Genomic DNA, 26,399 nt, shown 5'->3' with positions numbered 1-26,399 from the left:
GCACCGGAAAAGTGGGCTCAGGCGTCGGCAAGCTGCTCGGCCACCAGTGGGGCCACCACAGTGCCGAAGAGTTCGATGCAACGCATCATGGATTCGTGGGGCAGGGTTCCGTTGCTGTATTTGAGGTCGAAACGGTCAACGCCGAGGTTCCGCTTCAGCAGGACGATCTTCCGGGCGACCGTTTCCGGGGAACCGACATACAGGGCTCCTTCGGGTCCGCACATGGCGTCGAACTCGCCCCGGCTTGCCGGTCCCCAGCCGCGTTCCGCGCCGATGCGGTTTCGCTGGGCCAGCCAATGCGGGAAGAGTTCCTCCCGGGCCTGCTCGTCGGTTGGGGCAACATAGCCAGGCGAGTGCGTGGCAATTTGCTGCATGGGGTGCCCGTATTTTTCCATTGCCTCGCGGTAGAGCTCCACGAGCGGGGCAAAGCGGCGCGGTTCCCCGCCGATGATGGCGAAAATGATGGGGTAGCCGTATTGGGCGCAGCGCAACACTGATTCTGGAGTACCGCCCACACCGATCCACGTTGGCAGCAAGTGGTGTTCCAGCGGCGGAAAGACGCTCATTCCGTTCACGTTCGGCCGGGTGCGGCCTTCCCAATGCACCGGCTTCTGCGCCCGGACCTTGTCGAAGAGTTCCAGCTTCTCCTCGAACAGGACTTCGTAGTCGGCCAGATCCAGGCCGAACAGCGGGAACGATTCCACGAACGAGCCGCGGCCCAGCATCACCTCCGCACGACCATTGGAGAGCGCGTCAACGGTGGAGAAGCGCTGGAAGACCCTGATGGGGTCGTCGGAGCTGAGCACGGTGACGGCCGAACCGAGCTTGATCTGCGATGTCCGGGCTGCCGCGGCCGCGAGGAAAACTTCGGGCGCCGAGACGGCGAAGTCGCGCCGGTGGTGCTCCCCCACCCCAAAGGAGTGAAGCCCGACGGCGTCTGCCAGCTCCGCTTCCGCCAGCAGCTCCCGCAAGACCTGGGCATGCTGTTTCGGGTTGCCGTCGGCGTCCACCCCGGCGTCACCGAAAGTATTCAGCCCGAGGAGGATCTCCGCGGCTCCGACAGGGGCCGTGGGAGTGGAAGCGGTATCGGTCATCAGGACTCCTTAAGCCAGCCGGCAAGTTCGGAGGCCCAGTACGTCAGCACCATGTCGGCGCCGGCCCGCTTGATGCCGAGCACGGATTCTGTGATGGCGCCGCGGCGATCGATCCAGCCGTTCGCGGCGGCCGCTTCGATCATGGCGTATTCACCGGAGATTTGGTAGGCCGCCACGGGTACCGGGCTCATGGCTGCGACGTCGGCGAGGATGTCCAGGTAGCTCATGGCCGGCTTGACCATCACCATGTCAGCGCCTTCTTCGAGGTCGAGTTCCACCTCGATGATGGCTTCCCGGCGGTTGGCGGCATCCATCTGGTAGGTCCGGCGGTCACCCTTGAGCTGTGAGTCCACGGCTTCGCGGAAGGGGCCATAGAAAGCGGAGGCGTACTTCGCCGCGTAGGCCAGGAGCGCGGTGTTCTGATGTCCGGCCTCTTCAAGGGCCTGGCGAATCACGGCGATCTGGCCATCCATCATCCCGGACGGCCCTAGGACGTGGGCACCGGCGTCGGCCTGCGCTACTGCCATTTGGGCGTAGATTTCGAGGGTGGCGTCGTTGTCCACGTAGCCGTTGGCGTCCAGGACACCGCAGTGGCCGTGATCGGTGAATTCGTCGAGGCATACATCGCCCATGACCACCAGGTCATCGCCGACTTCTGCGCGGACGTCGCGGATGGCCTTGTTCAGCACGCCGTCGGGATCCAGGGAAGCTGTGCCGCGGGCATCGCGGACTGCCGGAACACCGAACAGCATGATTCCGCTGACACCCAATTCCACGGCTTCGGCAGCGGCGCGTTTGAGCGAGTCCGTGGTGTGCTGCACGACGCCGGGCATGGAACTGATCGGAGCCGGTTCGCTGAGTCCTTCGCGAATGAAGGCGGGCAGGATGAGGTCGGCGGGAGCCAGCCGGTGTTCGGCGGTCATCCGGCGCATGGCGGGGGTGGTGCGGAGCCGGCGGGGCCGGTGGTTTGGAAAGCTCAACTTTCGTTCCCTTCGGTGTCGAATACGGTGCGTAGGGCGGCCACGATGCCGGCGGGTGTGGGTTCCTTGGCGGTTGCCGCGACCGGGATGCCGAGGGCGGCCGCCTCTGCCGCCGTCGAGCGCCCGATCGCAATGAAGCGGCAATCCCGCAGCGGCGCCAATGAGGCGCGGATGCGGCGGGCAGCGCTGGGTGAAGCGGCGACGACGGCGTGGAGCCGTCCGCCGGAAAGCTCGGCCTTCGCGGCTTCCGGGGTGAGCTCCGGCGCCCCGGCCCCGCCCGCGTGCCAGCCGTTCGCTGCTGCCAAGGCGGCAGTCAGCCGGCGTTCGGGGGCCGCAGGGTAGTCCACGGTGTGGTAGGCCGTCACTGCCTGGACCGAGGCCCCCTTGGCTTCGATACCGTCCAACAACATCGCGTCGGCAATGTCCGCTTGGGGCAACAGAACGTTGGCCGGGCCTGTCGGCCAGGCGGAGACGAGTCCTGCGGCCGACTGGACGTCCTCCGGCGCGAGGTCCACCGGAATGCCTTCCGCCTCGAGGACCCGCCTGCTCGACGGACCGATCGTCGCGATCCGGACGGACTCCGGAATCAGCTCCTTCAGCTCCAAGCGCCGCTCTGCTGCCTTTTCCTTCAGGGCACGCACAGTGGTGATGCTGCTGACCACCAGCCAGCTGTACGCTCCCGCACGGAGCGCGTCCAAGGCGACCTCAAGGGAATGCTGGTCTCGGGCACGCTCGAAGTCGATCAACGGCAACAGGAGCGGCTCCGCGCCGGCTTCGCGCAGGGCGCTGACCAGCGGGGCGGCACGATCCGGGCTGCGCGTCACAAGAATCCGGGCGCCTTCAAGGACCCGGGCCTCTCCCGACTTCACCGCGCTGTGCCGTCCCATGGTCTCCTGTTGGCTCCGGTTATCGGGAAGCTGCAAGATCTGTGATGTCCGCGGCACCCGCGGCAAGCAGGAGCTCGGCGACTTCGATTCCCAGCAACGTGGCGCCCACCTCAGTGAGCCCGTCCGTGGCTTTTTTCTCACGCACCGACTTACTCCCGTCCACAGCGCAGACGACCGCTTCCAGGTAGAGCATGCTGCCCTTGCGGTAAGCGTAGGCGCCCACGGGCGCAGCACAGCCGGCTTCGAGGCGGGCCAGGACGGCCCGCTCCGCAGTGACGGCAAGCCGGGTGTCTTCGTCGTTGAGCGCGGCCAGGGCCTGGGCGAGTGCCCCCTGGGAACCTTCACCGGAGCCGGACTGCCCGGGTGCGTCGGCCGTGCGGCACTCGATCGCGAGTGAACCCTGTCCGGGGGCAGGAAGCATGATGTCGGTCTCAAAGAACTCCGTCACGACGTCGAGCCTGCTGATCCGTTCCAGTCCCGCGGCGGCGAGGACGACGGCGTCGAGGTCGCCGGGTGCGTCTTCTGCATTCCCGGCGAGCCCCGGAACACGGCCCAGCCGGGTGTCCACGTTGCCGCGGATGTCCACGACGTCGAGATCCGGGCGGGCGGCGCGCAACTGGGCGGCGCGACGCGGCGATCCGGTGCCGACCTTGGCGCCGGCCGGAAGGTCCGCCAGCTTGAGCCCGTCACGGGCGCACAAAGCGTCCCTGACGTCGACGCGCTTGGGCGTTGCGGCGATGGTGAGTCCGAGTGCCGCGCCCGTGGGGAGATCCTTCAAGGAGTGCACAGCAACGTCGCAAGCGTTCTCCAATAGCGCGTCGCGAAGCGCGGCGACGAACACTCCGGTGCCGCCCATCTGGGACAGGGAACCCGTCCGGACATCGCCTTCAGTCTTGATGCGCACCAGTTCAACGGGAAAGCCACCGACGGCGGCCAGCTGGTCCGCGGCCTGCTGGCTCTGGGTGAGCGCGAGTTTGCTCGCGCGGGTACCGATCCGAACGGTCATTTCGCGCTTTCTCCTGCGGGGTAGGCATCGTGTCCGGTGCCGACTGTGGTGTCCGCACCCGCAATCGTGGGCTTCTCTCCGCGGAAGTTGGCGCAGCAGCCCGGACGGCAGATGTCGTACCACGGGCCCAGCCCGGTCATGGCGGGGCGATCGGCGATGTTGTTGGCCACCGTCCGCTCGCAAATGAGGTCCACCAGGCCGGAAACGAACTTGCGGTGGGTTCCAGGCGTGGGAACCCGTGTTGCGGCGAGGCCGAGGTTCTTGCACGTTTCCAGGGCCTCGGTGTCGAGGTCCCAGGCCACTTCCATGTGGTCGGAGACGAAGCCAAGGGGTACGATCACGACGCCCTTGATCCCTTGGCCAGCCAGTTCCTCGATGGCATCGTTGATGTCCGGCTCAAGCCACGGAACGTGCGGGGCGCCCGAGCGGGACTGGTACACCAAGGACCACGGCGCGGTGAGCCCGGATTCGGATTCAACCCGCCGGACAACTTCGGCGCCGGCAGCCAGGTGCTGTGCCACGTAGGCCGAGTCCTGCTCGAAGTCGCGGGGCTCGCCGTCCGAACGTCCGGCGGCCTCGGCGTCACGGGTCGGAATGGAGTGCGTCGCGAACAGGATGTGCACCGGCGCGCCCTGGAGGCCGTCCGCTGCCAGTTTCTCCTGGACCTCAGCAAGTCCTGCAGCCGTTCCTTCCACGAAGGGCTCGACGAAACCTGGGTGGTCGAAGTACTGGCGTACCTTGTCCACTTCGAGTTTGCCGTCGAGGCCGGTCTCGGTCAGCGCGATGCCGATGTCCTCGCGGTACTGGCGGCAGCTGGAGTAACAGGAGTAGGCGCTCGTGGTGACCATCAGCAGCTTGCGGTGGCCGGCGTCGTACGCTTCCTGGAGCGTTTGCGGGATGTAGGGGTCCCAGTTGCGGTTGCCCCACAGCACGGGCAGGCTGATGCCGCGCGATGCCAACTCCGCTTCGAGGGCGGCCTTGAGGTTCCTGTTTTGCTGGTTGATGGGGCTGATGCCACCAAAAGCGCGGTAGTGGTGGGACACCTCTTCGAGGCGCTCATCCGGGATCCCGCGGCCACGGGTCACATTGCGAAGGAAGGGAATGACGTCGTCCTGGCCTTCCGGCCCGCCGAAGGAGGCGAGGAGGACGGCGTCGTACTCTTTGGGAGCCATGCGTCCGGCCTCGGTGACGTCATTGACCTCGGTGAGGCTGGCCGGGCCCGCGGAGTGGCGGCCGCTCACGCGAGGACCTCGGCGATCTCCGCGGCGGTGATGCGGCGGCCGGTGTAGAACGGGATTTCCTCGCGGACGTGGTTGCGGGCGTCGGTGGCCCGCAGGTGGCGCATGAGGTCCACCAGGTCAACGAGTTCGGGTGCTTCCAGGCCGAGGATCCATTCCCAGTCGCCCAAGGCGAAGGAGGACACGGTGTTGGAGATGACCTGGGGGAAGTCGCGGCCCAGCATGCCGTGATCGCGCAGCATCTTTCCACGCTCTTCGGCCGGCAGGATGTACCACTCGTAGGAGCGGACGAAGGGGTATACGCACAGCCAGGTGCTGGGCTCGACCCCGCGGGCGTAGGCCGGAACGTGGTTCTTGGCGAATTCGGCTTCGCGGTGGACGCCCATGGCGGACCAGACGATCTCGGTGCCTACGAAGAGCGCGCTGCGGCGGATGTCGCGGACGGCCTGCTGCAGGGCCTCAGGCTTGGCGCCGTGGAGCCACACCATGATGTCGGCGTCGGAGCGCATGGCGGAGACGTCGTAGCTTCCGCGGAGGACCACGCCGTCCTCGGCGAGCTTGGCAGCCAGCTGCTCGAAATCCTGCACAGCGTCGGCGCTGCGCAGGACATCGCCCGACCGCTTGAACACGGTCCACAGCGTAAAGAACTGCTCTTCGGATTCGGCAGTTTTAGTGACAGATTCGGCAGAAGTGTGGCTCATGGTACAAGTCTGCCCCGTCGATGCCGCTAAGTCGAAATGCATCACTTCTACAAGACGTAGAAGTGATGCATTTCACAAAACTGCGTCGATTTGCGCGGAGGTGTCCGCAACCACGGCGGCCAGGCCGTTTCCGGCGAGCCAGCCTCCCACCACGGTCAAGCCGTCGGCTCCGGAGCAGATGCGGCGCACCTCAGCAACGCGCTGTTTGTGACCGACGGCGGCGAACGGCAAGGCCCCCGCCCAACGGACGACGTCCCAATCGAGCACGTCTTCGCGGACAATCGGCACGGTCAGCAAGGTCGAGGCGTCGCGGAGCGCAGCGTCGAGCAGAGCATCGTCATTGAGTGAGGCGACGGATTGCGCGGCCGCCGATCCAGGGGCGTCCGCCCCTTCGGCGCGCCCATAGGACAGGCGCAGCACGTGCGTACCGGGTCCGGCTTCTTCCGCCAGCCAATCCCATTTTGCCGTGGCATGCGTGAGCGCCTTCGCCTCGATCCCGGCGGTCTGCGGGGCGACGAGAATGCCGGTGCCGCGGGGACGACGGTCCAGTTCAGGCACGTCCACCACCAAGGTCACCAGGCTCACCAAGGGACCCGCGGCGGGGCGCAGCGCGGACAGCTCCGGAAGCGCCCCCTCCAGCAACCCGACGGCGGCCGGACCGTCGAGCGCCACCACCAGCCGCACGGCGTCGTACGTTGTGCCCGCAGCGCTGGCCTGCCAACCGCTTTCAGTGCGGCTGATCGCATCCACGCGGGCGCCGGAAACCAGGGCGACGCCCTGCGAACGCAGCTCCGCCACGAGGGCGGAGACCAAGGTGTTCATTCCGCCTTTCAAGCCGCCGACGGCGGATCCGGCCTTCGCCGTTCCGGTCCCGTTTTGCTTTGAAGCAGTTTGTCCTGAACCGGCTGCGCGCTGGCTGGCCACGGCCGCGGCCAATGATCCGTGCTTCCGCAATGCCGCGCGCAAGCCGGGGGCCACCATGTCGACATCGAGCAGTCCCGGATCGGCGGAGTGCACACCCCCGACGACGGGTGCGACGAGCCGTTCGAGCACCCGCTTGCCCATCCGCGCCCGCACCAAGGTTGCGACGCTGGTGACGTCGGCAGAGCTGCCCACCGATGTGGGCAAGTAGCGGTCAAGCGAGGCCCGCAAGGAGCCTGCGAAGCCCAAGGAGCGGCGGACCTCGGGGTCCCAGGGATTCGCGGGAATTCCGAGCACCCCGGTCTTGGGGAGCTCTTGCGGGCCATCCGGCAACTGCACCCAGGCACCCCCAGGATGCGGCGCCACGATGTTGCCACCGAGCCCAAGATCGCGGGCTAGATCGGCCACGGCCGTGGAGCGCGTGGCGAATGACTCGGCTCCGCTGTCCAGCCCAAGGCCGCCAACAGTGTGGCTTCCCACGCAACCGCCCCACGCGTCGCTCGCTTCGAGCACGGTGACACCGAATCCGGCCTTGGCCAGTCCCCGGGCAGCGAGCAGGCCGGAAATGCCACCGCCCACCACGACGGCGGCGAGGCCGGCTGCCGAATGCCCGGGAAGTGCGCGTTCGGGCCGGGTTTGTTCGGACTGTGGGTGCCCGCGGCTCATGCTCGCTATCCTGCCGGGATCGAGTGGATGAGTTCCACTACCCGGGTCAGGACCGCGGGGTCTGTCTCCGGGGGCACGCCATGGCCGAGGTTCAGGACGTGGCCCGGGGCCGCGGATCCGGCTGCGATCACCTCGCGGACATGGGCTTCAAGGACCTCCCACGGCGCGGAGAGCAGCGCGGGGTCGATGTTGCCTTGCAAGGGCACGGTGCCGCCCAGCCGTCGGTTTGCCTCGTCAAGAGGCAGTCGGTAGTCCACGCCGACGACGTCCACGCCGACATCGCGCATCGCGACGAGCAGCTCGGACGTTCCCGTACCGAAATGGACCAGCGGCGCGCCGAGGTGGCGGACGTGGTCAAGGGCGCGGGTCGAGGCGGGTGCAACGTACTTGGCGTAGTCGGCCAGGCCAAGGGAACCTGCCCAGGAGTCGAACAGTTGCCCTGCGGAGGCGCCTGCTTCCAGTTGCGCGCGCAGGAACATGCCGGAGGCGTCGGCTGCCCAATTGGCCAGGGCGGTCCAGGTTTCCGGATCGGCGTGCATCATGGTGCGCGGACCGAGGTGGTCGCGGGAAGGCTTGCCTTCCACCATGTATGCGGCGAGCGTGAACGGCGCGCCGGCAAAGCCGATCAGGGGCGTGGTGCCGAGCTCAGCGACCGTCAGGCGCACGGCCTCGCGGATCGGTTCGAGGGCTTCCCAGGTCAGCTGCGGCAGGGCGGCCACGTCGGCAGCGGTGCGGACGGGCTTGTCCAGGACAGGACCGATGCCGGGCACAATGTCCACGCCCACGCCCGCCAGCTTGAGGGGGATGACGATGTCGGAGAAGAAGATTGCCGCGTCGACGTCGTGGCGGCGAACCGGCTGCAAAGTGATCTCGGAGGCGAGTTCGGGACGCAGGCAGGAGTCCAGCATCGCCACGCCTTCACGGACTTTGAGGTATTCCGGCAACGAGCGGCCTGCCTGTCGCATGAACCACACCGGACGGCGGGACGGCTTGCCTCCGCGGTACGCCTGGATCAGCGGGGAGTCTGCGGTGCGGCCATCCATCAGCGGGTGGCTTGCATCAAGGCTTGAGGCGGCGGTGCCGGAAGTGCCGTTGGCCGGCACAGAATGAGGCAGTGCGGAGCTGGAAGTCATGCCTTCGATTGTGCCGAAGATCGGGGCCAAAAGATAACGACAGCCTGTCCCCCACCATCCGTGGTGACGGGCATCACTCCCGGCAGTGCGGAGAACCACTGACCCGCGTTGTTCTACATGGCGCCGAAAAAGCTATGATTGCTTTGCTGTGGTTCTTTTCTCATTGGTGGCTACACACGCCGACATCGATCTTGAGACCGTCGCTCAGTTGAGCAACGGTTCATCCGAGGTTGCCTCGTCCGCCTTGGCCGATTCCCAACTTGTCTCCGGCGCCGTGGTCCTGGCCACCTGCAACCGCTACGAAATCTACGGCGAAACTCCGCACGCAGAGAATCTCGAAGCGGCCCGCTCGGCGCTCGTCTCGCAGATCAGCGGCCTGAGCGGACTCAACGAGCAACTCGTCTCGCGCGCCTTCAGCACCCGCACCGGCCCTGAGGTCAGCAGGCACCTCTTCGCCGTCAGCGCCGGACTGGACTCCGCCGTCGTCGGCGAACGCGAAATCGCCGGCCAGGTGCGTCGCGCCCTCATCACTGCCCAGCACGAAGGAACCGCGAGTTCCGGACTGGTCCGCTTGTTCCAGGCCGCTTCCAAGACGGCCAAGGACGTCGGAGCCCAGACCGCACTCGGTTCGCGGGGCCTGTCCATCGTTTCAGTTGCGCTGGACCTCGCCACCGACCTCTCCGAGAATGCCGACTGGAGCACCAAGAAGGTAGTTGTCTTCGGGACCGGGGCCTACGCCGGAGCCACGATGTCGCTGCTTCGCGATCGCGGCTGCACCGACGTCTCCGTCTACTCGTCTTCCGGCCGCGCCGAGGCTTTCGTAGCAACCCGCGGCGGAACCGCGCTCGACGCCGAAACCCTCCCTGCCGCCGTCGCTGCCGCCGATGTGATGATCGGTTGCAGCGGATCGGACACCCGCGTTGAGGCCGAAGAGCTCGCCAAGGTCCGCGCTTTGTCCACCCAGACCCTCATCGCGATCGACCTCGCCCTCACCCACGACTTCGACCCCGCAGTGGGCGAGCTCGACGGCGTCGAGCTCCTGACGCTCGAATCCGTGCGGCTCGCGGCGCCCCAGGAACAAGCGGAGTCGCTGGCACAAGCGAGCACCATTGTTTCCGGCGCGGCAGAAGCCTTCGAGCAGGAGCGCGAAGCCCGGTCCGTCGATTCGGCCATTGTGGCGCTGCGCCGACACACCATGAACGTGCTCGACGCCGAGATGGAGAAAGTCCGGGCCCGGCACGGCTGCACCGCCGCGGCCGAAGAGGTCGAGTTCGCGCTCCGCCGCATGGTCAAGCAATTGCTCCACATCCCCACGGTCCGCGCACGCGAACTCGCCGCAAACGGCCAGCAAGACGAGTACGTGGCCGCGCTCGAGGCCTTGTATGGCATCCAGGTGGAGCAGCCGGCTGCGTCACCCGCAGCAGAGTGCCCTGTGGACCACCGCCAAGCACCTCAGCAGGCTGAAAGCGCCTAGCTTCCGCGACCCCGCCCTAGGCGAACGCGTTGACGCCCGTCATTTCGGCAGACACGGCCCACAGCTTCGTTGCGGCTTGCGGGTCCACTGCGTGCGCATCCACTCCCTGGTACCGGGCGAGCGGCGAAGCCGGGTCCGTGGGCTTGGCAATGTCGCAGTCTTCGCAATACACCCCGCCCATGCCTGCCAGGGCCGGGGACGTGGCTGCCCAGGTGGACGTGGCGGCTCCCTGCTCCGGAGTCTTGAAACCCTCCCTGACGTTGCCCGCGTCGTCCATCCAGCCCGCCGCGACCATCTCTTCGCGGGGCAGGTAGCGCTGGAGCTCGGTCATGATGCCGCCGGGGTGGACCGCGAAGGCCCGCACCCCGGAGGAGCGCCCCAGACGGTCAAGCTCGACGGCGAACAGTGCGTTGGCCGTCTTCGCCTGGCCGTAAGCCTTCCATTTGTCGTAGCCGTTCTCGAAGTTGAGGTCCTCGAAACGGATGGGCGAGAGTTTGTGCCCCGTGGAGGACAAGGACACGACGCGGGCCGAGCCGGCAGCTGCCAACGCGGGCCACAACGTGTTGAGAAGCGTGAAATGGCCCAAGTGGTTGGTGGCGAATTGCGATTCCCAGCCCGGACCCACACGTTGTTCCGGGCTGGCCATGATCGCCGCGTTGTTGATCAGGATGTCCAGCGTTGGGTTCGATTCCAGGAAGCGTGCCGCAAAATCCTTCACTGCTTGCTGATCGGATAGATCCAGGCCCTCCACGGTCACTTTCGCCAGGCCGGCCGCGCCGAGGACCTCCTTGGCATGTTCGGGACGCCGGGCGGGAACCGCGACCCGGGCGCCAGCGGAGGACAACGCCCTCACCGTCTCCAGGCCGAGCCCGGAATAGCCGCCCGTGACAATTGCCGTCTTACCGTGAAGGTCCAACCCCGCCACAACGTCAGATGCCGTGGAGCCATGGCCGAAGCCCGATCCGATGGGATATTGCGGTGTGGTCATGGATTCCTCGCTCATATCGGGACCTTTCGTGTTCACGGGCGTTGTGGGGTCAGTAAACCGGCTTGTTTGGCTCGACGTCGTGCACCCACGCCAGGATCCCGCCGTCGAGGTGGCTCACGCGTGTGTAGCCGGCACGCTGTGCAGCCGCGAGCACAGCCGCGGAACGGGTACCTCCCTTGCAGTGGAAGACGATCTCTTTGTCCTGCGGGAGTTCCGTCCAGGCCTCTCCCGCCAGGATGCGTCCCTGTGGGATGAGCACCGAACCGTCGATGCTCACAATCTCGTGTTCGCCGATCTCGCGGACATCCACCAGTTCGAAGTCGCGTTCCCCTGCTGCGCGGGCTTCGAGCATTCCGGAAAGTTCGGTGGGCGTGACGGTCGGAACCGAGTCGCTTGCGGGCGCAGGGGTGATGCCACAGAAAGCCTCATAGTCGGTCAATTCGGTGATCGGCTCGGCCTCCGGGTCTTTCGAAACCTTGATTTCGCGCCAGCTGCCGCCGAGCGCGTCGAAGAGCGCCACGCGCCCCAGCATGGAGCGCCCGACGCCGGTGATCAGCTTGACTGCCTCGGTCACCATGAGCGAGCCGACAGCGGCGCACAGCATGCCGAACACGCCGCCTTCGCCGCAGGACGGGACCGAGCCGGCGGGAGGGGCCTCCGGGTAGAGATCGCGGTAGCTGGGTCCGTGCTTCTCCCAGAACACACTGACCTGGCCGTCGAAGCGGAAAATGGATCCCCAGACGTACGGTTTGCCGAGAATCGCGGCAGCATCGTTGACCAGGTACCGGGTGGCGAAATTGTCCGCGCCGTCCAGGATGAGGTCGTAGCCCGAGAAAATCTCCAAAGCGTTGGAGGAGTCCAGGCGCACGTTGTGCAGCTGCACGCTGACGAGCGGGTTGAGTTCCTTGATGGCGTCACGCGCCGATTCGATTTTCGGCCGTCCCACATCGCCCACGCGGTGGATGATCTGGCGTTGCAGGTTGCTGAGGTCGACGTCGTCGTCGTCCACGATTCCGAGCGTCCCCACCCCGGCGGCGGCGAGGTAGAGCAACGCCGGAGAGCCCAGTCCGCCGGCTCCGATCACGAGGACTTTGGCATTCTTGAGCCGACGCTGACCGGCCGCTCCGATTTCGGGAATAATGAGGTGGCGCGAGTAGCGTTCCACCTCTTCGGTGGTCAGTCCCGCGGCCGGTTCCACGAGTGGCGGCAGCGAAGACGGCAACGTTTGGGCAGCAAAAGTAGTGGCCATACTTCAAAGTATCCCCGCAGGTGCCGCCCGGTCATATTACTGCGCAGTATTGTGGTCATAACTGCAAGGGGAAAGGCGGCAGACAAGTGGCCGAGAGTGCACGTATCAAACAAGAGGCGCAGGTCAGGCAAGATCGGACCGGTACGCCCCGTTCGGCCAGGTTGCCACGCGATGAGCGCCGGGCCCAGCTCTTGAATGCCGCCTTGGAAGTTTTCGTTGCCAACGGCTTCCACGGTGCGGCGATGGACGAAATCGCCGAGACCGCCCATGTCAGCAAGCCGGTGCTGTACCAACACTTCCCGTCGAAACGGGAGCTCTACATGGCCCTCCTCGACAGCCACCTGGCCACGCTCACGGACCAGATGCTCACGGCGCTGAATTCGACGTCGGACAACAAGGAGCGCGTCCAGGCCGTCATGCGCGCCTACTACCGTTTCATCGCGGGCGATGACCAAGCCCACCGGCTCGTCTTCGAATCCGATCTCATCAATGACCCGGACGTCAGCTCCCGGCTGGAGACTTTCAACCGCACCTTCGCCGACGCCGTCGCCAAGGTCATCGCCGAAGACACCAAGCTGCCCCCGCTGGAGGCCCAGCTGCTGGGCCGGGGCCTGGCGGGAATGGCGCAGGTCAGCGCGCGGTATTGGCTCGAAACCGACGGCGATTTGGACCTCGATGTCGCCAGCGACCTGATCTACCGTTTAGCTTGGCGCGGAATCAGTCGCTTCCCGAAAGAGTCCTAGACTACAAATAGAGGACTGAGTATTTTTTTGATTGGCTGGGAGGCCCCGCTGTGGAAGTAAAGATCGGCATTCAGAATGTTGGCCGTGAGATCGCGCTTGAGTCCGCTCTCGACGCCGAGGCTGTTGCCAAGATCGTGAGCGAGGCCATTGCCAACGGCACGGACCTGCGCCTGACCGACGAAAAGGGCCGCCAGGTCATCGTTCCCGGCAATGTCCTCGGATACGTGGAGATCGGCGCCGAGGAAGTACGCCGGGTCGGCTTCGGCGCCCTCTAAGCAACAGGCAAGAACACCAGCGAGCCAGGAGTCCGCATGCTCTCACTTGTCATCGTGGCGCTAGCCACCATCGCTTCAGGCTTCATTGTCTGGGGAACTGACAAACACCGTGGAACGTACGGAATCACCCTGCCCGCCGGCGTTTCGGTCGCCGTCGCCATGCTGAGTTGGGTGATCTTCATCCAACTTGGCTTTGGCTACCAGCCTGGCGTGACGTGGATCCCGTGGGTCCTGCCCATCATTCTGGGGACCGCGGCGGCCGCCGTGGCGTCCTACTTCCTGGGCCGCCATCGGAAGCGGCACGACACCGCCCAGCTGACCGCGGCGCTGAGGCTCTAACCAGCGCTGCGGCTCTATCTGCAGATCCGGCTCATGGCGTGGCTTCCGGTTTGGCAACTGCCCCGGCTTCCGCGGCCGCTTCGCTGACGCTCTTAGCCGCCCGGACGTCGCGCTGCGTTAGCTCGCTCCCGGCATCGTGGGACGTGTAGCGGATGAACACCCGGTTGTAGCGCCAGTCCAGGTCCGGGTGGTGGTTCTGCTGTTCGGCAATGCGCCCGACGGCGGCAATCAACTCGAGTGCGGCAGCCGACGTCGGGCACTTGTAGGCGGTGACGAGGGCGCCCTGGCGATACCGCCAGTCCGGCAGCTCCGCCAGGGCGTCGTCAATAGTGGACCTGGAAAGAATGTCGTCCTTGCCGGCCATTCGGGGCTCCTTCACAGACGCGGAATCTTCGCAGGAATCCCCGGAGCGGCCAGCGTCGGCCGCTAGAGGAACTCGGCCCGGCCTTCCATGGCCGAGGAGGCCAGGGCGTGTTCCCTGCGCGGGATGCGGCCCGCCTGCTTCGCCAGCCTACCGGCGATGACCGCGTGTTTGAAGGCCTCGCCCATCTGCACCGGATTCTGCGCGCGGGTCACCGCGGTGGCCAGCAGCACGGCGTCGCAGCCGAGCTCCATGGCCAGTGCGGCGTCGGACGCGGTGCCGATGCCGGCGTCGAGCACTACCGGCACCGAAGCGCGGGACACAATCAGCTCGATGTTGTGGGGATTCAGGATGCCCAGGCCGGTGCCGATAGGCGCGCCCAACGGCATCACCGCAGTTGCCCCGAGGTTCTCCAGGCGAAGCGCAAGTACGGGGTCGTCGTTGGTGTAGGCGAAGACCTTGAAGCCGCGGTCCACCAGCTTCTCCGTCGCATCCACCAACTCCACGGCGTCAGGCAGCAGCGTCTGTTCGTCGGCGATGACCTCGAGCTTCACCCAATCCGTTTCCAATGCCTCCCGGGCTAGCTCGGCTGTCATGACGGCATCCTTGGCGGTAAAACAGCCGGCGGTGTTGGGCAGGACACGGATGCCGTGGTCTACGAGCAATTGGAACAGCGAACCGGTTTCCGTCGGTGAGTACCGCCGCATTGCGACGGTAGTGAGTTCTGTGCCGGAAGCCAGCAAGGCTGCCCCGAGGCCGTCGAGGCTCGGAGCTCCGCCGGTTCCCATGATGAGGCGCGAGCCGAACTCAACACCGTCGATCACCAGGGCATCGGTTCGGGTGCCTGCTTCGTGAGTGCTTGCTGTGGTCATGGTTCAGCCTCCCTGTACTGCGGTAACGATTTCGAGTTCATCGCCCTCTGCGAGCGCGGTAGCAGCCCACTGGCTGCGCGGCACCACTTCGGAATTGCGTGCGACGGCGACGCCGATCTTGCGTCCGTCGGCCGCTTGGCCGCTGGAATCCACAACGCGTCCGGTGATGTGGCTGACGAGGGTGGTGACGGAAGCGTCGTCGCTCAGCGTGTGGTCTGCGCCGTTCAATTTGATGTTCATGCGTGGTCCTTCAGAAGGGGATTTAAGGTATCGGCCGATGGGCCGTCTGCGGAAGCCCTTGCTGCTGAGAGCGGGCGGGAGAAGCGGTCCGGGCGGAATTTGTTCCACCGGGAATCGGCGGTGCCATCCATGAGTCCAACGCAGATTTTTGCCGCTGCCGGAGTGAGGAGCACGCCATGGCGGAAGAAGCCGCTGGCCACGATGAGGCCGGGCACGGTTCCTTCCCGACCTTCGACGCGGCCCAGCAGCGGTGCGTTGTCCGGGGTGCCAGGACGGGCCCGGGCAGTTGCTTCAACGAATTCCAGCTCGGCAACGGCCGGAACCAATACCTGGGCGTCGCGGAGCAATTGGTAGACGCCGCCGGCTGACACCGGGTTGGCCGATCCCCCGGACGACGACAATCCGTCCTCACGTTGCGTCGCGCCGATCACGACGGTCCCGTCATCGCGGGGAACGATGTAGACGGGCACTCCGCGCACCATTCCCCGGACCGTGGCGGTGACCAGCGGTTGCAGGTGGTCCGGGACGCGCAGCCGCAGTATGTCGCCGTAGACGGGACGCAACGGGAGCGACAATCCATCCGGCAGTCCTTTCACGCGGGCGGCATCGAGTCCGTTGGCTACCACCGTTTCCGTGGCAAGCACTTCGATGCCTGAGCCGAGCACGGCCCCGACGGCGCGCCCGTCCTCCCACAGGAGGCCCGCCGCAATGTCCCGGACCGCGAAACCGCCTTCGGCCCCCGGAATCCAACTGGAGCTACCTGGCTCGTGGTCTGCCAAAGCGCCTAGAATCGCGGCCGAAAGCCGGCGAGGATCCACTTGGTGGTCGCCCGGGATGTCGAAGGCACAGGAAATCTGCGGGCTCAAGAGCGGCTCACGCTCCCGTGCTTCGCGCAACGGCACGGATTCCACCACCAGGCCATGGGCCAGCTGGACGTCCCGAAGATCGGCGAGCGCCCGGCGGTCCGCTGCGTCCGCACCCACGGCGAGGGTCGGCGTCGTCCGGTAACCCGTGCTGCGTCCGGTTCGTGAGCCGGTCACATTGTGTTCGAAGTCCGGCCACAACGCCGACGATTCGAGCATGAGCTCCAGGAGGTCCTCTTCCTGGTAGTGCAGTTCACTGACTGGTGCCAACATCCCCGCCGCCGCGAAAGTAGCGCCGCTGGCCGGCGCGGGATCGATCAGGGCAACCGAGCGGCCCGACCTTCGGGCTTCCCACGCGATGCCCAGGCCAATGACGCCGCCCCCGATCACCGCCACGTCTGCACGCAGGGGCCCGTGCTGGGTGTTTACTTCGTCCATGGAGTCCTTCCCTACGCCGGTACTAGCCGGATCAGGTCAAGCGGTCGGCGCTGAAGCCCTCTCAGCCGCGCGGCGATTGTGACTGCCGCCGCGGCTCCCGCGGTACCTGCCCAGTTTAGAGGAACTACTCTGTTTCCATGACCCCGCACGATGTCCACACCACCGCCCGCCTGTACCTCTGCACCGACGCCCGCAAGCAACAGGGTGATTTTGAGCAGTTTGTCGATGCCGCATTCGAAGGCGGCGTGGACATCATCCAGCTGCGCGACAAGACCATTGAAGCGGCCGAGGAACTGGAACTCCTGGAGATCCTGCAATCCGTGGCGCACCGTCACGGGCGCCTCTGGGCAGTCAACGACCGCGCGGACGTAGCGTCCCTCGCCGGCGCACCGGTGTTCCATATCGGCCAAAAGGACATTTCGCTGCGCTCGGCCCGGAAGCTGCTCCACGACCCCACCATCATCGGCCTCTCCACGCACACGCCGGAGCAGATTGACGCAGCCATCGCCGCGTCGCCTGGCCGCAGCGGCTTGGACTACTTCTGCGTCGGGCCTGTGTGGGCCACGCCCACCAAGCCTGGACGCTCCGCCGTCGGGCTCGATCTGGTGAAGTACGCTGCCAATGCGGTGAAGCAGGCAGACGAAGAGACCGTCGGCGGCGTAGTGCTTCCTTGGTTTGCGATCGGCGGCATCGATCTCAGCAACGTGGAAGACGTAGTGAGGGCCGGCGCCAGCCGCATTGTTGTGGTCCGCGCCATCACCGAGGCCGGGGATCCGACGGCGGCAGCCCAGGCACTCCTGGCCGCACTGGACGCAGCGGCGGCCTAGCGAGACGCCGGGAGATTTTGGAGTTACCCTGACTTTCGTGTCACATCAGCGCATAGCCCCGAACGTCTCTGAAACGTCGAACCAGCTCGCGGAAGCACTGGCGGCGCTTCGGACCGAACTCGAGCTGCCCGCGGGTTATCCCGCTGAAGCACTGCGCGACGCGGAGGCCGCGGTTTCAGGACACAGGCTGCCGGCGCAGGACCTCACGGGCGTTCCGTTCATCACGATCGACCCGGCCTCTTCCACGGATCTCGACCAGGCCCTCTTCATTGAGCGGTCCGGGAATGGTTACAGGGTTCTCTACGCCATCTCCGATGTGCCCTCCTTTGTGCCACCGGGAGGAGCGCTCGACGCCGAGACCCGCCACCGGGGACAGACGTACTATGCGCCGGACGGCCGCATACCGCTGCACCCCGAGATCATCAGCGAGCACGCCGGAAGCCTGCTGGCGGGCCAGGACTGCGGAGCGTTCGTGTGGGACTTCGAACTCGATGCCGAAGCAGAGTTCCGCACCGTCTCAGTTCGCCGGGCAAGCGTACGCAGCCGCGCCAAGCTCAACTACAAGGGCGTCCAGTCCGCGATCGATTCCGGGACAACTGATCCCGTCCTGCAGTTGCTCAAGGAGGTCGGGCTCAAACGGGTGGAACTCGAACGCCGCCGCGGCGGAGCGAGCCTGAACATGCCTGAACAAGAAATCGTCCAACTGCCCGACGGCGGGGGGTACAGGATCGTCGCAGCTCCCTCGCTGCCCGTCGAGGACTGGAACGCCCAGATTTCGCTCATGACCGGGATGGCGGCGGCCCAGCTGATGCTAGACGGCAAGGTTGGAATCCTGCGCACCATGCCCGCTCCCGATGAGCGCTCGCTGCTCCATTTCAAACGGCAGGCCGGGGCGCTCGGCAAGCCTTGGACCGAGGGGACCAGCTACGGCGAGTACCTGCGGAGCCTCGACGGCAAAGACCCCCGGCAATTGGCCATTCTCCATTCCGCGGGGCTGCTTTTCCGGGGCGCCGGCTACACGCCTTTCGACGGCGAAGTACCGGGCAGCGTCATGCAGTCAGCCATCGGCGCACCATATGCCCACACCACTGCGCCGTTGCGCCGGCTGGTCGATCGTTTTGTCCTGGTCATCTGCGAAGCACTGAGCAACGGAACGGAGATCCCTGCATGGGCCCGGGATGCTTTGCCGAGCCTGCCGGAGATCATGGCGTCATCCGACCAGCTTGCCGCCAAAATGGAGCGCCTCGCCTTGGACACGGTGGAGGCCGCACTCCTGGTGAACCACGTCGGACAGGAATTCGACGCCGTGGTGATTTCCGGATCGAAGCCTGCCAAGAACAACGGAAACGGGAACGGGAACAGCACCAACGGCCACAACGGGAATGGGAATGGGAACGGCAACTCCCACGGCCCCTCCGGCATCGTCCAGATCGCCGAGCCGGCGGTCACCGCTCGTTGCGATGGCGAAATGGAGTCCGGTACGAAGGTCCGCGTGAAACTGCTTGACGCGGACATTGCCACCCGCCAAATCACCTTCGAACTGCTCCAGTAGCGCAATCAGTTCACAGGACCGCGGCCGAGATCCGGGGTTTATTGCGCCCAGACGCTAGACTGTGTGAGTAGTAATGGATGCCCGGTCGTTGATTCAGTTAATTTTTTGACATCAACAAGCCCGCCCCTACGCGATCTTGAGATACACCAGCTGGTCCCCAGTGCCAGTATTTAGATAGCCCGCGATCGGCTTCCACTGGATTTGCTTGCGCCCGTCCGTGCTCCGGAACGGCCCTGCCACAACCGTTGAGCACGCAGCGCAGCCCAAATGAATAAGGAAAACTCCACTGTGAGTGAATTGCACACCCATGAAGTTCTGACAGACGGAACCGAAACGATCGAACCCGAGGAAACCATTTCCTCGGACGAAACACCCCACGAGATCGCGGAAAAGTCCTTCGCCGACTACAACGTCCGCGCCGACATCGTCGAGTCCCTCGCCGACGCCGGAATCACCCATCCCTTCCCCATCCAGGCCATGACCCTGCCGGTGGCCCTGGGCGGTCACGACATCATCGGCCAGGCCAAGACCGGTACCGGAAAGACCCTCGGCTTCGGCATTCCTGCGCTGCAGCGCGTCGTCGGACCGGGCGACGCCGGTCACGACAAGCTCGCTGTCCCGGGTGCACCCCAGGCTCTCGTGATTGTTCCGACCCGCGAACTCGCGGTCCAGGTGGCCAATGACCTCCAGACGGCATCCCGGAAGCGCAACGCCCGTATCGCCACCATCTATGGCGGCCGCGCTTACGAGCCCCAGATCGAAGCCCTGCAGAAGGGCGTCGAGGTTGTTGTCGGCACGCCCGGCCGTTTGATCGACCTCTACAAGCAGAAGCACCTGAACCTCAAGAACGTTCGCATGGTCATCCTCGACGAAGCGGACGAGATGCTTGACCTCGGCTTCCTTCCGGACGTCGAGACTTTGATTGCCGGCACTCCCGCCGTCCGCCAGACGCTTCTCTTCTCGGCCACCATGCCCGGACCGGTCATTGCCATGGCCCGCCGCTACATGACGCAGCCCACGCACATCCGTGCCGCAGACCCGAATGACGAAGGCCTGACCAAGCGCGACATCCGCCAGCTCATCTACCGTGCCCACAGCATGGACAAGATCGAGGTTGTCGCCCGCATCCTGCAGTCCCGCGGCCGCGGCCGGACCATCATCTTCACCAAGACCAAGCGCACCGCCGCCAAGGTAGCCGAGGAGCTCGTCGATCGCGGCTTCGCTGCCGCGGCCATCCACGGCGACCTCGGCCAGGGTGCCCGCGAGCAGGCCCTGCGCGCCTTCCGCAACAACAAGGTCGACGTCCTGGTGGCCACGGACGTCGCCGCCCGTGGCATCGACGTGGACGACGTCACGCACGTCATCAACTACCAGTGTGTCGAAGACGAAAAGATCTATTTGCACCGCGTTGGCCGCACCGGCCGTGCCGGCAACAAGGGCACCGCGGTAACGTTCGTCGATTGGGACGACGTCCCCCGCTGGGCCCTCATCAACAAGGCCCTGGGCCTGAGCTCTCCCGAGCCCGTGGAGACGTATTCTTCGTCCCCGCACTTGTTCGCCGACCTGGATATTCCGGAAGGCACCAAGGGCCGCCTGCCCCGCAACCAGCGCACCCTTGCCGGCGTCGACGCCGAAGTCCTGGAGGACCTGGGCGAGACCGGCAAGAAGAACTCCCGTTCCGGCGGCGATTCCGGTCGTGGGCGCTCCGGCCGTGACAGCGGCCGGGACGGTGCACGCCGCGGTCCCAAGTCCGCCGAGGCCCCGGCCCGCGACGGCGACGGTGAGGGCGGCCGCAACCGCACGCGCCGCCGTCGTACGTCCGAAGGCGAAGCAGCCCCCGCTCAGGCAACGGCCCAGTCTGCCGAGCCGCAGTCCGGCGAGGGCTCGGACAAGCCCGCCCGCGCACGCCGTTCCCGCACCCGCCGCCGCAACGGCGAAGTGGTCTCGGCTTCCGGTGCGTCCGGCGAGAGCACCGAGGCTTAACGGCCTCAATGACTGACACTGTTTGGGCGCCGGACGGCAGCAACTTGGTGGTTCACGCGGACAACGCGGATTTCCTCCCGACGCTGCCGGACGGCGCCTTCACACTGATTTACGTGGACCCGCCCTTCAATACGGGCCGGGTCCAGAGCCGCCAGGAAACGCGCATGGTCCGCAACGCCGACGGCGACGGCGACCGCGTCGGCTTCAAGGGACGCTCGTATGACACCATCAAGGGCGCCCTGCACCGCTACGACGACGCGTTCAGCGACTACTGGTCCTTCCTGGAACCCCGGCTTGTGGAGGCCTGGCGCCTCCTCGCCGACGACGGCACTTTGTACCTGCATCTGGACTACCGCGAAGTCCACTATGCCAAGGTCATGCTGGACTCGATCTTCGGCCGGGAGTGCTTCCTGAACGAGATCATCTGGGCCTACGACTACGGCGCACGCGCCAAGAACCGCTGGCCCACCAAGCACGACAACATCCTCGTGTACGTCAAGAACCCCGCCAAGTACCACTTCGACAACGCCGAGGTCGACCGCGAGCCGTACATGGCGCCGGGCCTCGTGACTCCGGCCAAACGCGAACTGGGGAAGCTTCCCACGGACGTTTGGTGGCACACCATCGTTTCCCCGACCGGCAAGGAAAAGACCGGCTACCCGACGCAAAAGCCGGAAGGCCTGGTCCGGCGGATCGTCACGGCATCGAGCCGGCCAGGAGACTGGTGCCTCGACTTCTTCGCGGGTTCCGGCACGCTTGGTTCAGTCGCGGCGAAACTCGACCGCAGGTTCGTGTGCGTGGACCAGAACGCCCCGGCCATCGATGTGATGCGCAAGCGCCTGGACGGCAAGGCCACCTTCTACCCCGTCTAGCGGACTACCGAACTACCCGTGCCCAGCTCCTCGATGCGGGCCAGGACGTCGGGGGACGTCAGGTTCTCCCCGAGCAGGTTGGGTTTGCCGGTTCCGTGGTAGTCGGACGATCCGGTCATGAACAAACCGTGTTCGGCAGCCAGTCGCCGCAGGAACACGCGGCCTTCCTCGGGATTGTCGCGGTGCTCCACTTCCAGCCCCAAGAGGCCGGCGTCGATCATTTCCCGGTAGGTCCGTTCCCCGACCACCCGGCCGCGGGCCGAGGCCACCGGATGCGCGAAGACGGGGACACCGCCCGCCGCGCGGACGAGCTCGACGGCGAGCGCCGGGTCCGGTGCGTAGTGCTGCACGAAATAGCGCGAGTGCGAGGTCAGGATGGCAGTGAACGCTTCGGAGCGGCTCGCCACCGCACCGGCGGCGACGAGGGCGTCGGCAATGTGGGGCCGGCCCACGGTGGCGCCCGGAGCCACATGATGGATGACATCGTCCCAGCTCAAGGGGTAGTCCTCTGCCAGGAGCGTGACCATGCGTTTGGCACGGGTGAGCCTCGCGTCCTTCGCCTTGGTGATCTCCTCAAGCAAGCCGGGGTGCGCGGGATCGTGGAGGTAGCTGAGCAGATGGACGCTGATCCCCTCCCGGGTGCGGCACGAGATCTCTATCCCCGGCACAAAGGCCACCCCGAATTCCAGTGCCGCGACGGAGGCCTGCTCCCATCCGTCGGTGGAGTCGTGGTCGGTCAGGGCCACCACGTCCAGACCCGCCGCGGACGCTGAAGCGATCACTCCCGCGGGAGCCTCGGTCCCGTCGGAAACATTGGAGTGCGCGTGCAGGTCGATCTTCACTTTCCAAGCGTATTTGATTGGGGACGGCTTGGACCGTTTCGGCGTTGGCCTAGTGTCGGCCTTGATGGGACGATGGGACGGTGAACGATGCAGAAAACACCCAAAACGGTGAACCCACAGCCTCCCAGCCACTGGAGGAGCGCGTCAACAACCGCTCCCAGCGGCCCACATCCGATGCCTTCAAGGCGTTCATGGCCAGCAATTGGGCGCCCGCGCCGCAGGTGACCCCTGCACGTGACGCTGTCGCAGACCGCGCCGCCACACGTCGTCGGGCCATCTCCGACAAGTTCGCGGGCTTGCGCCTCGTCCTACCGGCCGGCCCGCTCAAGGTCCGCTCGAACGATTGCGACTACCGCTTCCGCCCCCACTCCGGCTTCGCCCACCTCACGGGCTTGGGCCTGGACCACGAGCCCGATGCCGTGCTGGTCCTGGAACCTGTCGAGGAAGGAACCGGCGACGACGGCGGCAACCACCTCGCGACGCTCTACTTCCGTCCGCTGGCCGGCCGGGACACCGAACAGTTCTACGCCGACTCGCGTTCCGGTGAGTTCTGGATCGGCGCGCGTCCCACGCTCGAAGAATTCGAAGCGCGCCTCGGACTCAGGACGGCGCACCTCGACGAACTCGAGATGGCCATCACCAAGAACGTCGGTGCCCCGGAAATCGGCGGCATCTCCATCCGCCTGGTCCGCAAAGTCGACGAGAACATTGATGCCCTCGTGGACACGGCCCGCTACAACACCGCCAAGGATCCGGAGAACCTGGACCTCGGGGAACTCGATGCACTGGACGAACTGCTCAGCGAGGCGCTCTCCGAGCTGCGCTTGCTCAAGGACGACTGGGAAATCGAGCAGATGAGGATCGCCGTGGCCGCGACCGTGGAGGGTTTCGCCGACGTCGTCCGTGCCCTCCCCCGCGCCATGACCCACCACCGCGGCGAACGCGTCATTGAAGGCGCTTTCTTCGCGCGTGCCCGTGAGGAAGGGAACGAGCTCGGCTACGACACCATCGCGGCCGCCGGAAACAACGCCACGGTGCTGCACTGGACCCGGAACACGGGCAAGGTCAACGCAGGGGAACTCGTGTTGCTGGATGCCGGCGTGGAGGCAGATTCGCTCTACACCGCCGACGTCACGCGTACCATTCCGGCCAACGGAAAGTTCTCGGACGTCCAGCGCAAGGTCTATGAAGCCGTCCTCGACGCCGCCGACGCCGGATTCGCCGCGGCCAAGCCGGGCGTGAAGTTCCGCGACATCCACACCGCCGCAACCACGGTCCTCGCCGAACGCCTTGCCGAGTGGGGCCTGCTGCCGGTCTCCGTGGACGAAGCCATCAGTACCGAAGGCCAGCAGCACCGCCGCTGGATGCCGCACGGCACCAGCCACCACCTTGGCCTGGACGTCCACGACTGTGCCCAGGCCAAGCGTGATCTCTACTTGGACGGCGTACTCACCGAGGGCATGGTGTTCACCATCGAACCCGGGCTCTACTTCAAGGCAGAGGACCTCGCCATTCCCGAGGAATACCGTGGAATCGGCGTCCGGATCGAGGACGACATCCTGATGACGGCAGACGGTCCCGTCAATCTCAGCGCCGCCCTCCCCCGCAAGGCCGACGACGTCGAATCCTGGATGGCGGGCATCTACCAGGACGCCGAAGCTTAACCACCGAGGCAAAACGCACGAGGAGGGCTACCGGATTTTGATGATCCGGTAGCCCTCCTCTTTCGTTAAAACACGTAGACGCCGGCTTCCGTCCACTTAATTTCGGGTTTTTTACACTGAGATTTGCCGTTTTGACCACTGAGATTGACGAAATCCACACGGAGACGCCCCGAGGCACTTGTACCCTCCTCCTAGGCGCAGCACCGATAGACGATCCCCCCGTTTGGTGCCGTTGCCATACCACAAAGTGGTATTTCTCTATCTTCGAATCGGTCAAAAGGAGGAGGTGAACACAATGGAGATGGTCTCAGAAGATGTGCTGGAGGCGGGAGCCACCCTGGCCTGTAGCAGCGGGTGCATGTGCACCTGATTTAGCGCTCGGTTCGTTGGTGGCGACGCTTGTGCTTCGCCACCAACGAGCCAAGTGAGATAGCAAGGATACGAACAACACTGAATTTCGGGGGCAGCGTGCGCTTGCCACTGTTCAATATTTTCGACTTTCCAAAGCACAAGAATTTCTATGAGGCTATTCATGCTGCGGGGCCAGTTGGCGCGTGGAACCTTATGAAGGTGCTCGACGCCCTCGATCGACCCATCTACCGGGCAAACCAACCAGACGTAGATAATTTCGACGTCTTGAAGGCCCGGGCCCTGGATTTCATGAATGCAGTCCCTGGGCTTGATGGCTTCGACAAGGAATTGCACGCCAGGAGCTTTGCTGGGTACGGACCGAAGCTGCAGTTTGAATCGACCTTCATCAATCTGTGGATGAAGGACACTGAGACGCTGTTTCGGGACGTTGTGGCTGTCGATGGGCCCCGCCACCTTCACGAGGCGGCGTCCAGTGGCCGAGGGGTAATCGCTCTCCCGCTCCATCTCGGACCCTCATATGCTGCCATTCCCATGCTCGCTTATGAAATGCCGACGACGACGCTCTACAACCGGATGAATTTTGACGAGATCCGCGCAGCGTCCTTTCCTGATTTAGACTTCCGTGGGATCCGGCTCGGGAGCACATCGGCGATGCGCTCTGGCCTGACCGCCCTGCGTGAGGGCAGGATCTTCTCCATGTTCCCTGAACTGGACCCTCGTGGAGTGGATGAGCACCATGCCCGAATTCCCTTCTTAGGGACAACCATCATGGTTCCCACCGGTCCGGTTGTCCTGAGCCATGTTTCCGGCGCCCCTATGGTCCCACTCACGCTCAGGGCCGTCGGCGACGGCCGCTTTCGACTCAAATACCACCCTGCGATACCACCGCCGGTATCTCCCGGTGAACGCCGCCGCTCCCTGCTGGCCGTTTGGGATGTCATTGAGTCAGAGCTTCTCGCCGGCGACGTCGGAGAATGGGAAATGTGGTTCGAATTTGACCGGATGCTCCCCCAGGTCTGGGCTATCGAGTCATGACCGTCGCCCCTCTTCCCGCCATTTCCCTTAAAGGCGTTCGTCGCCACTATGACGACGGTGCCGGAAACGAGAAAGCTGCACTAGACATTGATGAACTCGAGATCCAGCCGGGTGAACTTGTTGCCGTCATTGGCCCATCTGGATCCGGTAAGTCAACCCTGCTCCAATTGGTCGGTGGAATCGATTCGCCGACTGCAGGGTGTATAGACGTAGCAGGACTCCGGGTCTCCGAGATGGATGAAAAACAGAAGACAATCTTCCGGCGGGAGAATATTGGATTCATTTTCCAGGCATTTCATCTTGTTCCAAGCATGACGGTGGTGGAGAACGTCGGGTTGTCATCGATTGTTTCCGGTCAAAGAGGCTTTCGTTGGCGATCAGATGCTCTGGTGCTGCTCGATCAGCTCGGGTTGTTTGAATATGCCGAGAGGTTTCCCGATCAATTGTCAGGCGGGCAACGTCAGCGGGTCGCCGTAGCTCGAGCGGTATTCGGGGCTCCTAGCGTCGTCCTAGCCGATGAGCCGACAGGAAGCCTCGACTCCGGGAATAGGGATATTGTTCTCCGTCTGATTCGCGACGCGATCGGAGACGGTCGTCGCACGACCGGGCTGATGGTCACCCATGATCCATATGCTGCGAGTTACGCCGACCGGATCATCGCCCTGCGGGACGGGAAGATCGTTGATCAGCTTGACCTGACCCTCAATGAACCAGATCGGGAGGGGGATTCTCACCATGATGAGCGCGTTCGCTCGTGGTTTGCGGCAACTTCGCTTTGATTTTC

The 26,399-nt window shown here is 65.2% G+C and carries 26 protein-coding genes and 1 riboswitch; of the genes, 11 read left to right on the top strand and 15 right to left on the bottom strand.

The features are described 5' to 3' along the window. Positions 1 to 17: 17 nt before the first annotated feature. The 8 genes from AC3WJU_RS10195 to hemE all read right to left on the bottom strand — a co-directional run bounded on the left by AC3WJU_RS10195 (position 18) and on the right by hemE (position 8,626). Positions 18 to 1,094: an LLM class flavin-dependent oxidoreductase gene (locus tag AC3WJU_RS10195; protein ID WP_492259789.1), complete on the bottom strand. Its 1,077-nt coding sequence runs from the start codon at positions 1,092 to 1,094 to the stop codon at positions 18 to 20. After that, entirely contained in the window at positions 1,094 to 2,074 is a 981-nt protein-coding gene (gene hemB, locus AC3WJU_RS10190; protein WP_284751590.1) for a porphobilinogen synthase, read from the bottom strand. Before hemB ends, AC3WJU_RS10195 begins: the two co-directional genes overlap by 1 nt. Further along, positions 2,071 to 2,961 carry a uroporphyrinogen-III synthase gene (locus AC3WJU_RS10185; RefSeq protein WP_441437173.1) on the bottom strand — a complete coding sequence of 297 codons (891 nt, stop codon included), beginning with the start codon at positions 2,959 to 2,961 and terminating at the stop codon, positions 2,071 to 2,073. Before AC3WJU_RS10185 ends, hemB begins: the two co-directional genes overlap by 4 nt. Before the next feature lie 19 nt (positions 2,962 to 2,980). Next, on the bottom strand, positions 2,981 to 3,967 hold the full coding sequence (gene hemC, locus AC3WJU_RS10180; protein ID WP_284991490.1) for a hydroxymethylbilane synthase: 987 nt from the start codon (positions 3,965 to 3,967) through the stop codon (positions 2,981 to 2,983). Continuing rightward, positions 3,964 to 5,139, bottom strand: a complete 1,176-nt coding sequence (locus tag AC3WJU_RS10175) for a ferrochelatase (protein WP_284991564.1) — start codon at positions 5,137 to 5,139, stop codon at positions 3,964 to 3,966. Before AC3WJU_RS10175 ends, hemC begins: the two co-directional genes overlap by 4 nt. A 65-nt stretch (positions 5,140 to 5,204) precedes the next feature. Then, positions 5,205 to 5,906, bottom strand: a complete 702-nt coding sequence (gene hemQ, locus AC3WJU_RS10170; protein WP_284991488.1) for a hydrogen peroxide-dependent heme synthase — start codon at positions 5,904 to 5,906, stop codon at positions 5,205 to 5,207. Between the two features lie 72 nt (positions 5,907 to 5,978). Beyond that, the gene (gene hemG, locus AC3WJU_RS10165) at positions 5,979 to 7,493 is read right to left on the bottom strand and encodes a protoporphyrinogen oxidase (protein ID WP_492259788.1); all 1,515 of its coding nucleotides are present in this window, start codon (positions 7,491 to 7,493) and stop codon (positions 5,979 to 5,981) included. A gap of 5 nt (positions 7,494 to 7,498) precedes the next feature. After that, positions 7,499 to 8,626: a uroporphyrinogen decarboxylase gene (gene hemE, locus AC3WJU_RS10160; protein WP_332601960.1), complete on the bottom strand. Its 1,128-nt coding sequence runs from the start codon at positions 8,624 to 8,626 to the stop codon at positions 7,499 to 7,501. Positions 8,627 to 8,774: 148 nt separating this feature from the next. Between hemE and AC3WJU_RS10155 the strand changes: the two genes are divergently transcribed. Beyond that, on the top strand, positions 8,775 to 10,100 hold the full coding sequence (locus AC3WJU_RS10155) for a glutamyl-tRNA reductase (RefSeq protein WP_307055300.1): 1,326 nt from the start codon (positions 8,775 to 8,777) through the stop codon (positions 10,098 to 10,100). A 16-nt stretch (positions 10,101 to 10,116) separates the two neighbouring features. Here AC3WJU_RS10155 and AC3WJU_RS10150 read toward each other — a convergent pair whose 3' ends face one another. Both AC3WJU_RS10150 and moeB read right to left on the bottom strand, forming a co-directional pair. Further along, complete coding sequence (locus AC3WJU_RS10150; protein WP_492259787.1) at positions 10,117 to 11,103, bottom strand: SDR family NAD(P)-dependent oxidoreductase; 987 nt, start codon at positions 11,101 to 11,103, stop codon at positions 10,117 to 10,119. 34 nt (positions 11,104 to 11,137) lie between these two features. Beyond that, positions 11,138 to 12,337 (bottom strand): molybdopterin-synthase adenylyltransferase MoeB, encoded by a 1,200-nt coding sequence (gene moeB, locus AC3WJU_RS10145; protein ID WP_059387504.1) that lies wholly within the window; start codon positions 12,335 to 12,337, stop codon positions 11,138 to 11,140. A gap of 104 nt (positions 12,338 to 12,441) precedes the next feature. Here moeB and AC3WJU_RS10140 point away from each other — a divergent pair, with 104 nt between their 5' ends. Genes AC3WJU_RS10140 through AC3WJU_RS10130 form a run of 3 tightly spaced genes read left to right on the top strand, consistent with a single transcriptional unit; the run spans position 12,442 to position 13,694 of the window. Beyond that, positions 12,442 to 13,080, top strand: a complete 639-nt coding sequence (locus tag AC3WJU_RS10140; RefSeq protein WP_306964333.1) for a TetR/AcrR family transcriptional regulator — start codon at positions 12,442 to 12,444, stop codon at positions 13,078 to 13,080. 50 nt (positions 13,081 to 13,130) lie between these two features. Then, the gene (locus AC3WJU_RS10135; protein WP_059387503.1) at positions 13,131 to 13,355 is read left to right on the top strand and encodes a DUF3107 domain-containing protein; all 225 of its coding nucleotides are present in this window, start codon (positions 13,131 to 13,133) and stop codon (positions 13,353 to 13,355) included. A gap of 36 nt (positions 13,356 to 13,391) precedes the next feature. Beyond that, positions 13,392 to 13,694: a hypothetical protein gene (locus tag AC3WJU_RS10130; protein WP_492259786.1), complete on the top strand. Its 303-nt coding sequence runs from the start codon at positions 13,392 to 13,394 to the stop codon at positions 13,692 to 13,694. A 31-nt stretch (positions 13,695 to 13,725) separates the two neighbouring features. Here AC3WJU_RS10130 and AC3WJU_RS10125 read toward each other — a convergent pair whose 3' ends face one another. The 4 genes from AC3WJU_RS10125 to thiO all read right to left on the bottom strand — a co-directional run bounded on the left by AC3WJU_RS10125 (position 13,726) and on the right by thiO (position 16,468). Then, positions 13,726 to 14,058: a 4a-hydroxytetrahydrobiopterin dehydratase gene (locus AC3WJU_RS10125; protein ID WP_492259785.1), complete on the bottom strand. Its 333-nt coding sequence runs from the start codon at positions 14,056 to 14,058 to the stop codon at positions 13,726 to 13,728. A gap of 62 nt (positions 14,059 to 14,120) precedes the next feature. Further along, entirely contained in the window at positions 14,121 to 14,927 is an 807-nt protein-coding gene (locus AC3WJU_RS10120; protein ID WP_284991470.1) for a thiazole synthase, read from the bottom strand. 3 nt (positions 14,928 to 14,930) lie between these two features. After that, the gene (thiS, locus tag AC3WJU_RS10115) at positions 14,931 to 15,167 is read right to left on the bottom strand and encodes a sulfur carrier protein ThiS (protein WP_269992862.1); all 237 of its coding nucleotides are present in this window, start codon (positions 15,165 to 15,167) and stop codon (positions 14,931 to 14,933) included. Further along, complete coding sequence (thiO, locus tag AC3WJU_RS10110) at positions 15,164 to 16,468, bottom strand: glycine oxidase ThiO (protein ID WP_492259784.1); 1,305 nt, start codon at positions 16,466 to 16,468, stop codon at positions 15,164 to 15,166. The genes thiS and thiO overlap by 4 nt, the downstream gene beginning before the upstream one ends. After that, positions 16,460 to 16,579, bottom strand: a riboswitch (TPP riboswitch). Its footprint overlaps the gene before it by 9 nt. 26 nt (positions 16,580 to 16,605) lie before the next feature. On the opposite strand from thiO, the gene thiE reads away from it, so the two are divergent. The 4 genes from thiE to AC3WJU_RS10090 all read left to right on the top strand — a co-directional run bounded on the left by thiE (position 16,606) and on the right by AC3WJU_RS10090 (position 21,702). After that, the gene (gene thiE, locus AC3WJU_RS10105; protein ID WP_306964285.1) at positions 16,606 to 17,295 is read left to right on the top strand and encodes a thiamine phosphate synthase; all 690 of its coding nucleotides are present in this window, start codon (positions 16,606 to 16,608) and stop codon (positions 17,293 to 17,295) included. Positions 17,296 to 17,332: 37 nt separating this feature from the next. Beyond that, positions 17,333 to 18,847 (top strand): RNB domain-containing ribonuclease, encoded by a 1,515-nt coding sequence (locus tag AC3WJU_RS10100; RefSeq protein WP_492259783.1) that lies wholly within the window; start codon positions 17,333 to 17,335, stop codon positions 18,845 to 18,847. Between the two features lie 288 nt (positions 18,848 to 19,135). Then, positions 19,136 to 20,830, top strand: a complete 1,695-nt coding sequence (locus AC3WJU_RS10095; protein ID WP_492259782.1) for a DEAD/DEAH box helicase — start codon at positions 19,136 to 19,138, stop codon at positions 20,828 to 20,830. Positions 20,831 to 20,838: 8 nt separating this feature from the next. Further along, entirely contained in the window at positions 20,839 to 21,702 is an 864-nt protein-coding gene (locus AC3WJU_RS10090) for a DNA-methyltransferase (protein WP_284991457.1), read from the top strand. Here the strand turns inward: AC3WJU_RS10090 and AC3WJU_RS10085 are convergent. Continuing rightward, on the bottom strand, positions 21,699 to 22,544 hold the full coding sequence (locus AC3WJU_RS10085; RefSeq protein WP_306964279.1) for a PHP domain-containing protein: 846 nt from the start codon (positions 22,542 to 22,544) through the stop codon (positions 21,699 to 21,701). The two genes, AC3WJU_RS10090 and AC3WJU_RS10085, sit on opposite strands and share 4 nt — an antisense overlap. Before the next feature lie 80 nt (positions 22,545 to 22,624). Here AC3WJU_RS10085 and AC3WJU_RS10080 point away from each other — a divergent pair, with 80 nt between their 5' ends. The 3 genes from AC3WJU_RS10080 to AC3WJU_RS10070 all read left to right on the top strand — a co-directional run bounded on the left by AC3WJU_RS10080 (position 22,625) and on the right by AC3WJU_RS10070 (position 26,394). After that, positions 22,625 to 24,208: an aminopeptidase P family protein gene (locus tag AC3WJU_RS10080; protein ID WP_492259781.1), complete on the top strand. Its 1,584-nt coding sequence runs from the start codon at positions 22,625 to 22,627 to the stop codon at positions 24,206 to 24,208. Between the two features lie 468 nt (positions 24,209 to 24,676). Next, positions 24,677 to 25,615, top strand: coding sequence for a lysophospholipid acyltransferase family protein (locus tag AC3WJU_RS10075; RefSeq protein ID WP_059387498.1), 939 nt, complete (start codon positions 24,677 to 24,679; stop codon positions 25,613 to 25,615). After that, positions 25,612 to 26,394 (top strand): ABC transporter ATP-binding protein, encoded by a 783-nt coding sequence (locus AC3WJU_RS10070; RefSeq protein ID WP_059387497.1) that lies wholly within the window; start codon positions 25,612 to 25,614, stop codon positions 26,392 to 26,394. Before AC3WJU_RS10075 ends, AC3WJU_RS10070 begins: the two co-directional genes overlap by 4 nt. Positions 26,395 to 26,399 lie beyond the last annotated feature (5 nt).

The sequence above is a fragment of the Arthrobacter sp. FW306-1B-F12A genome, assembly GCF_058781865.1.
The sequence above is the reverse complement of the archived record's forward strand: the minus strand, read 5'-3'. Positions and strand labels throughout refer to the sequence as shown.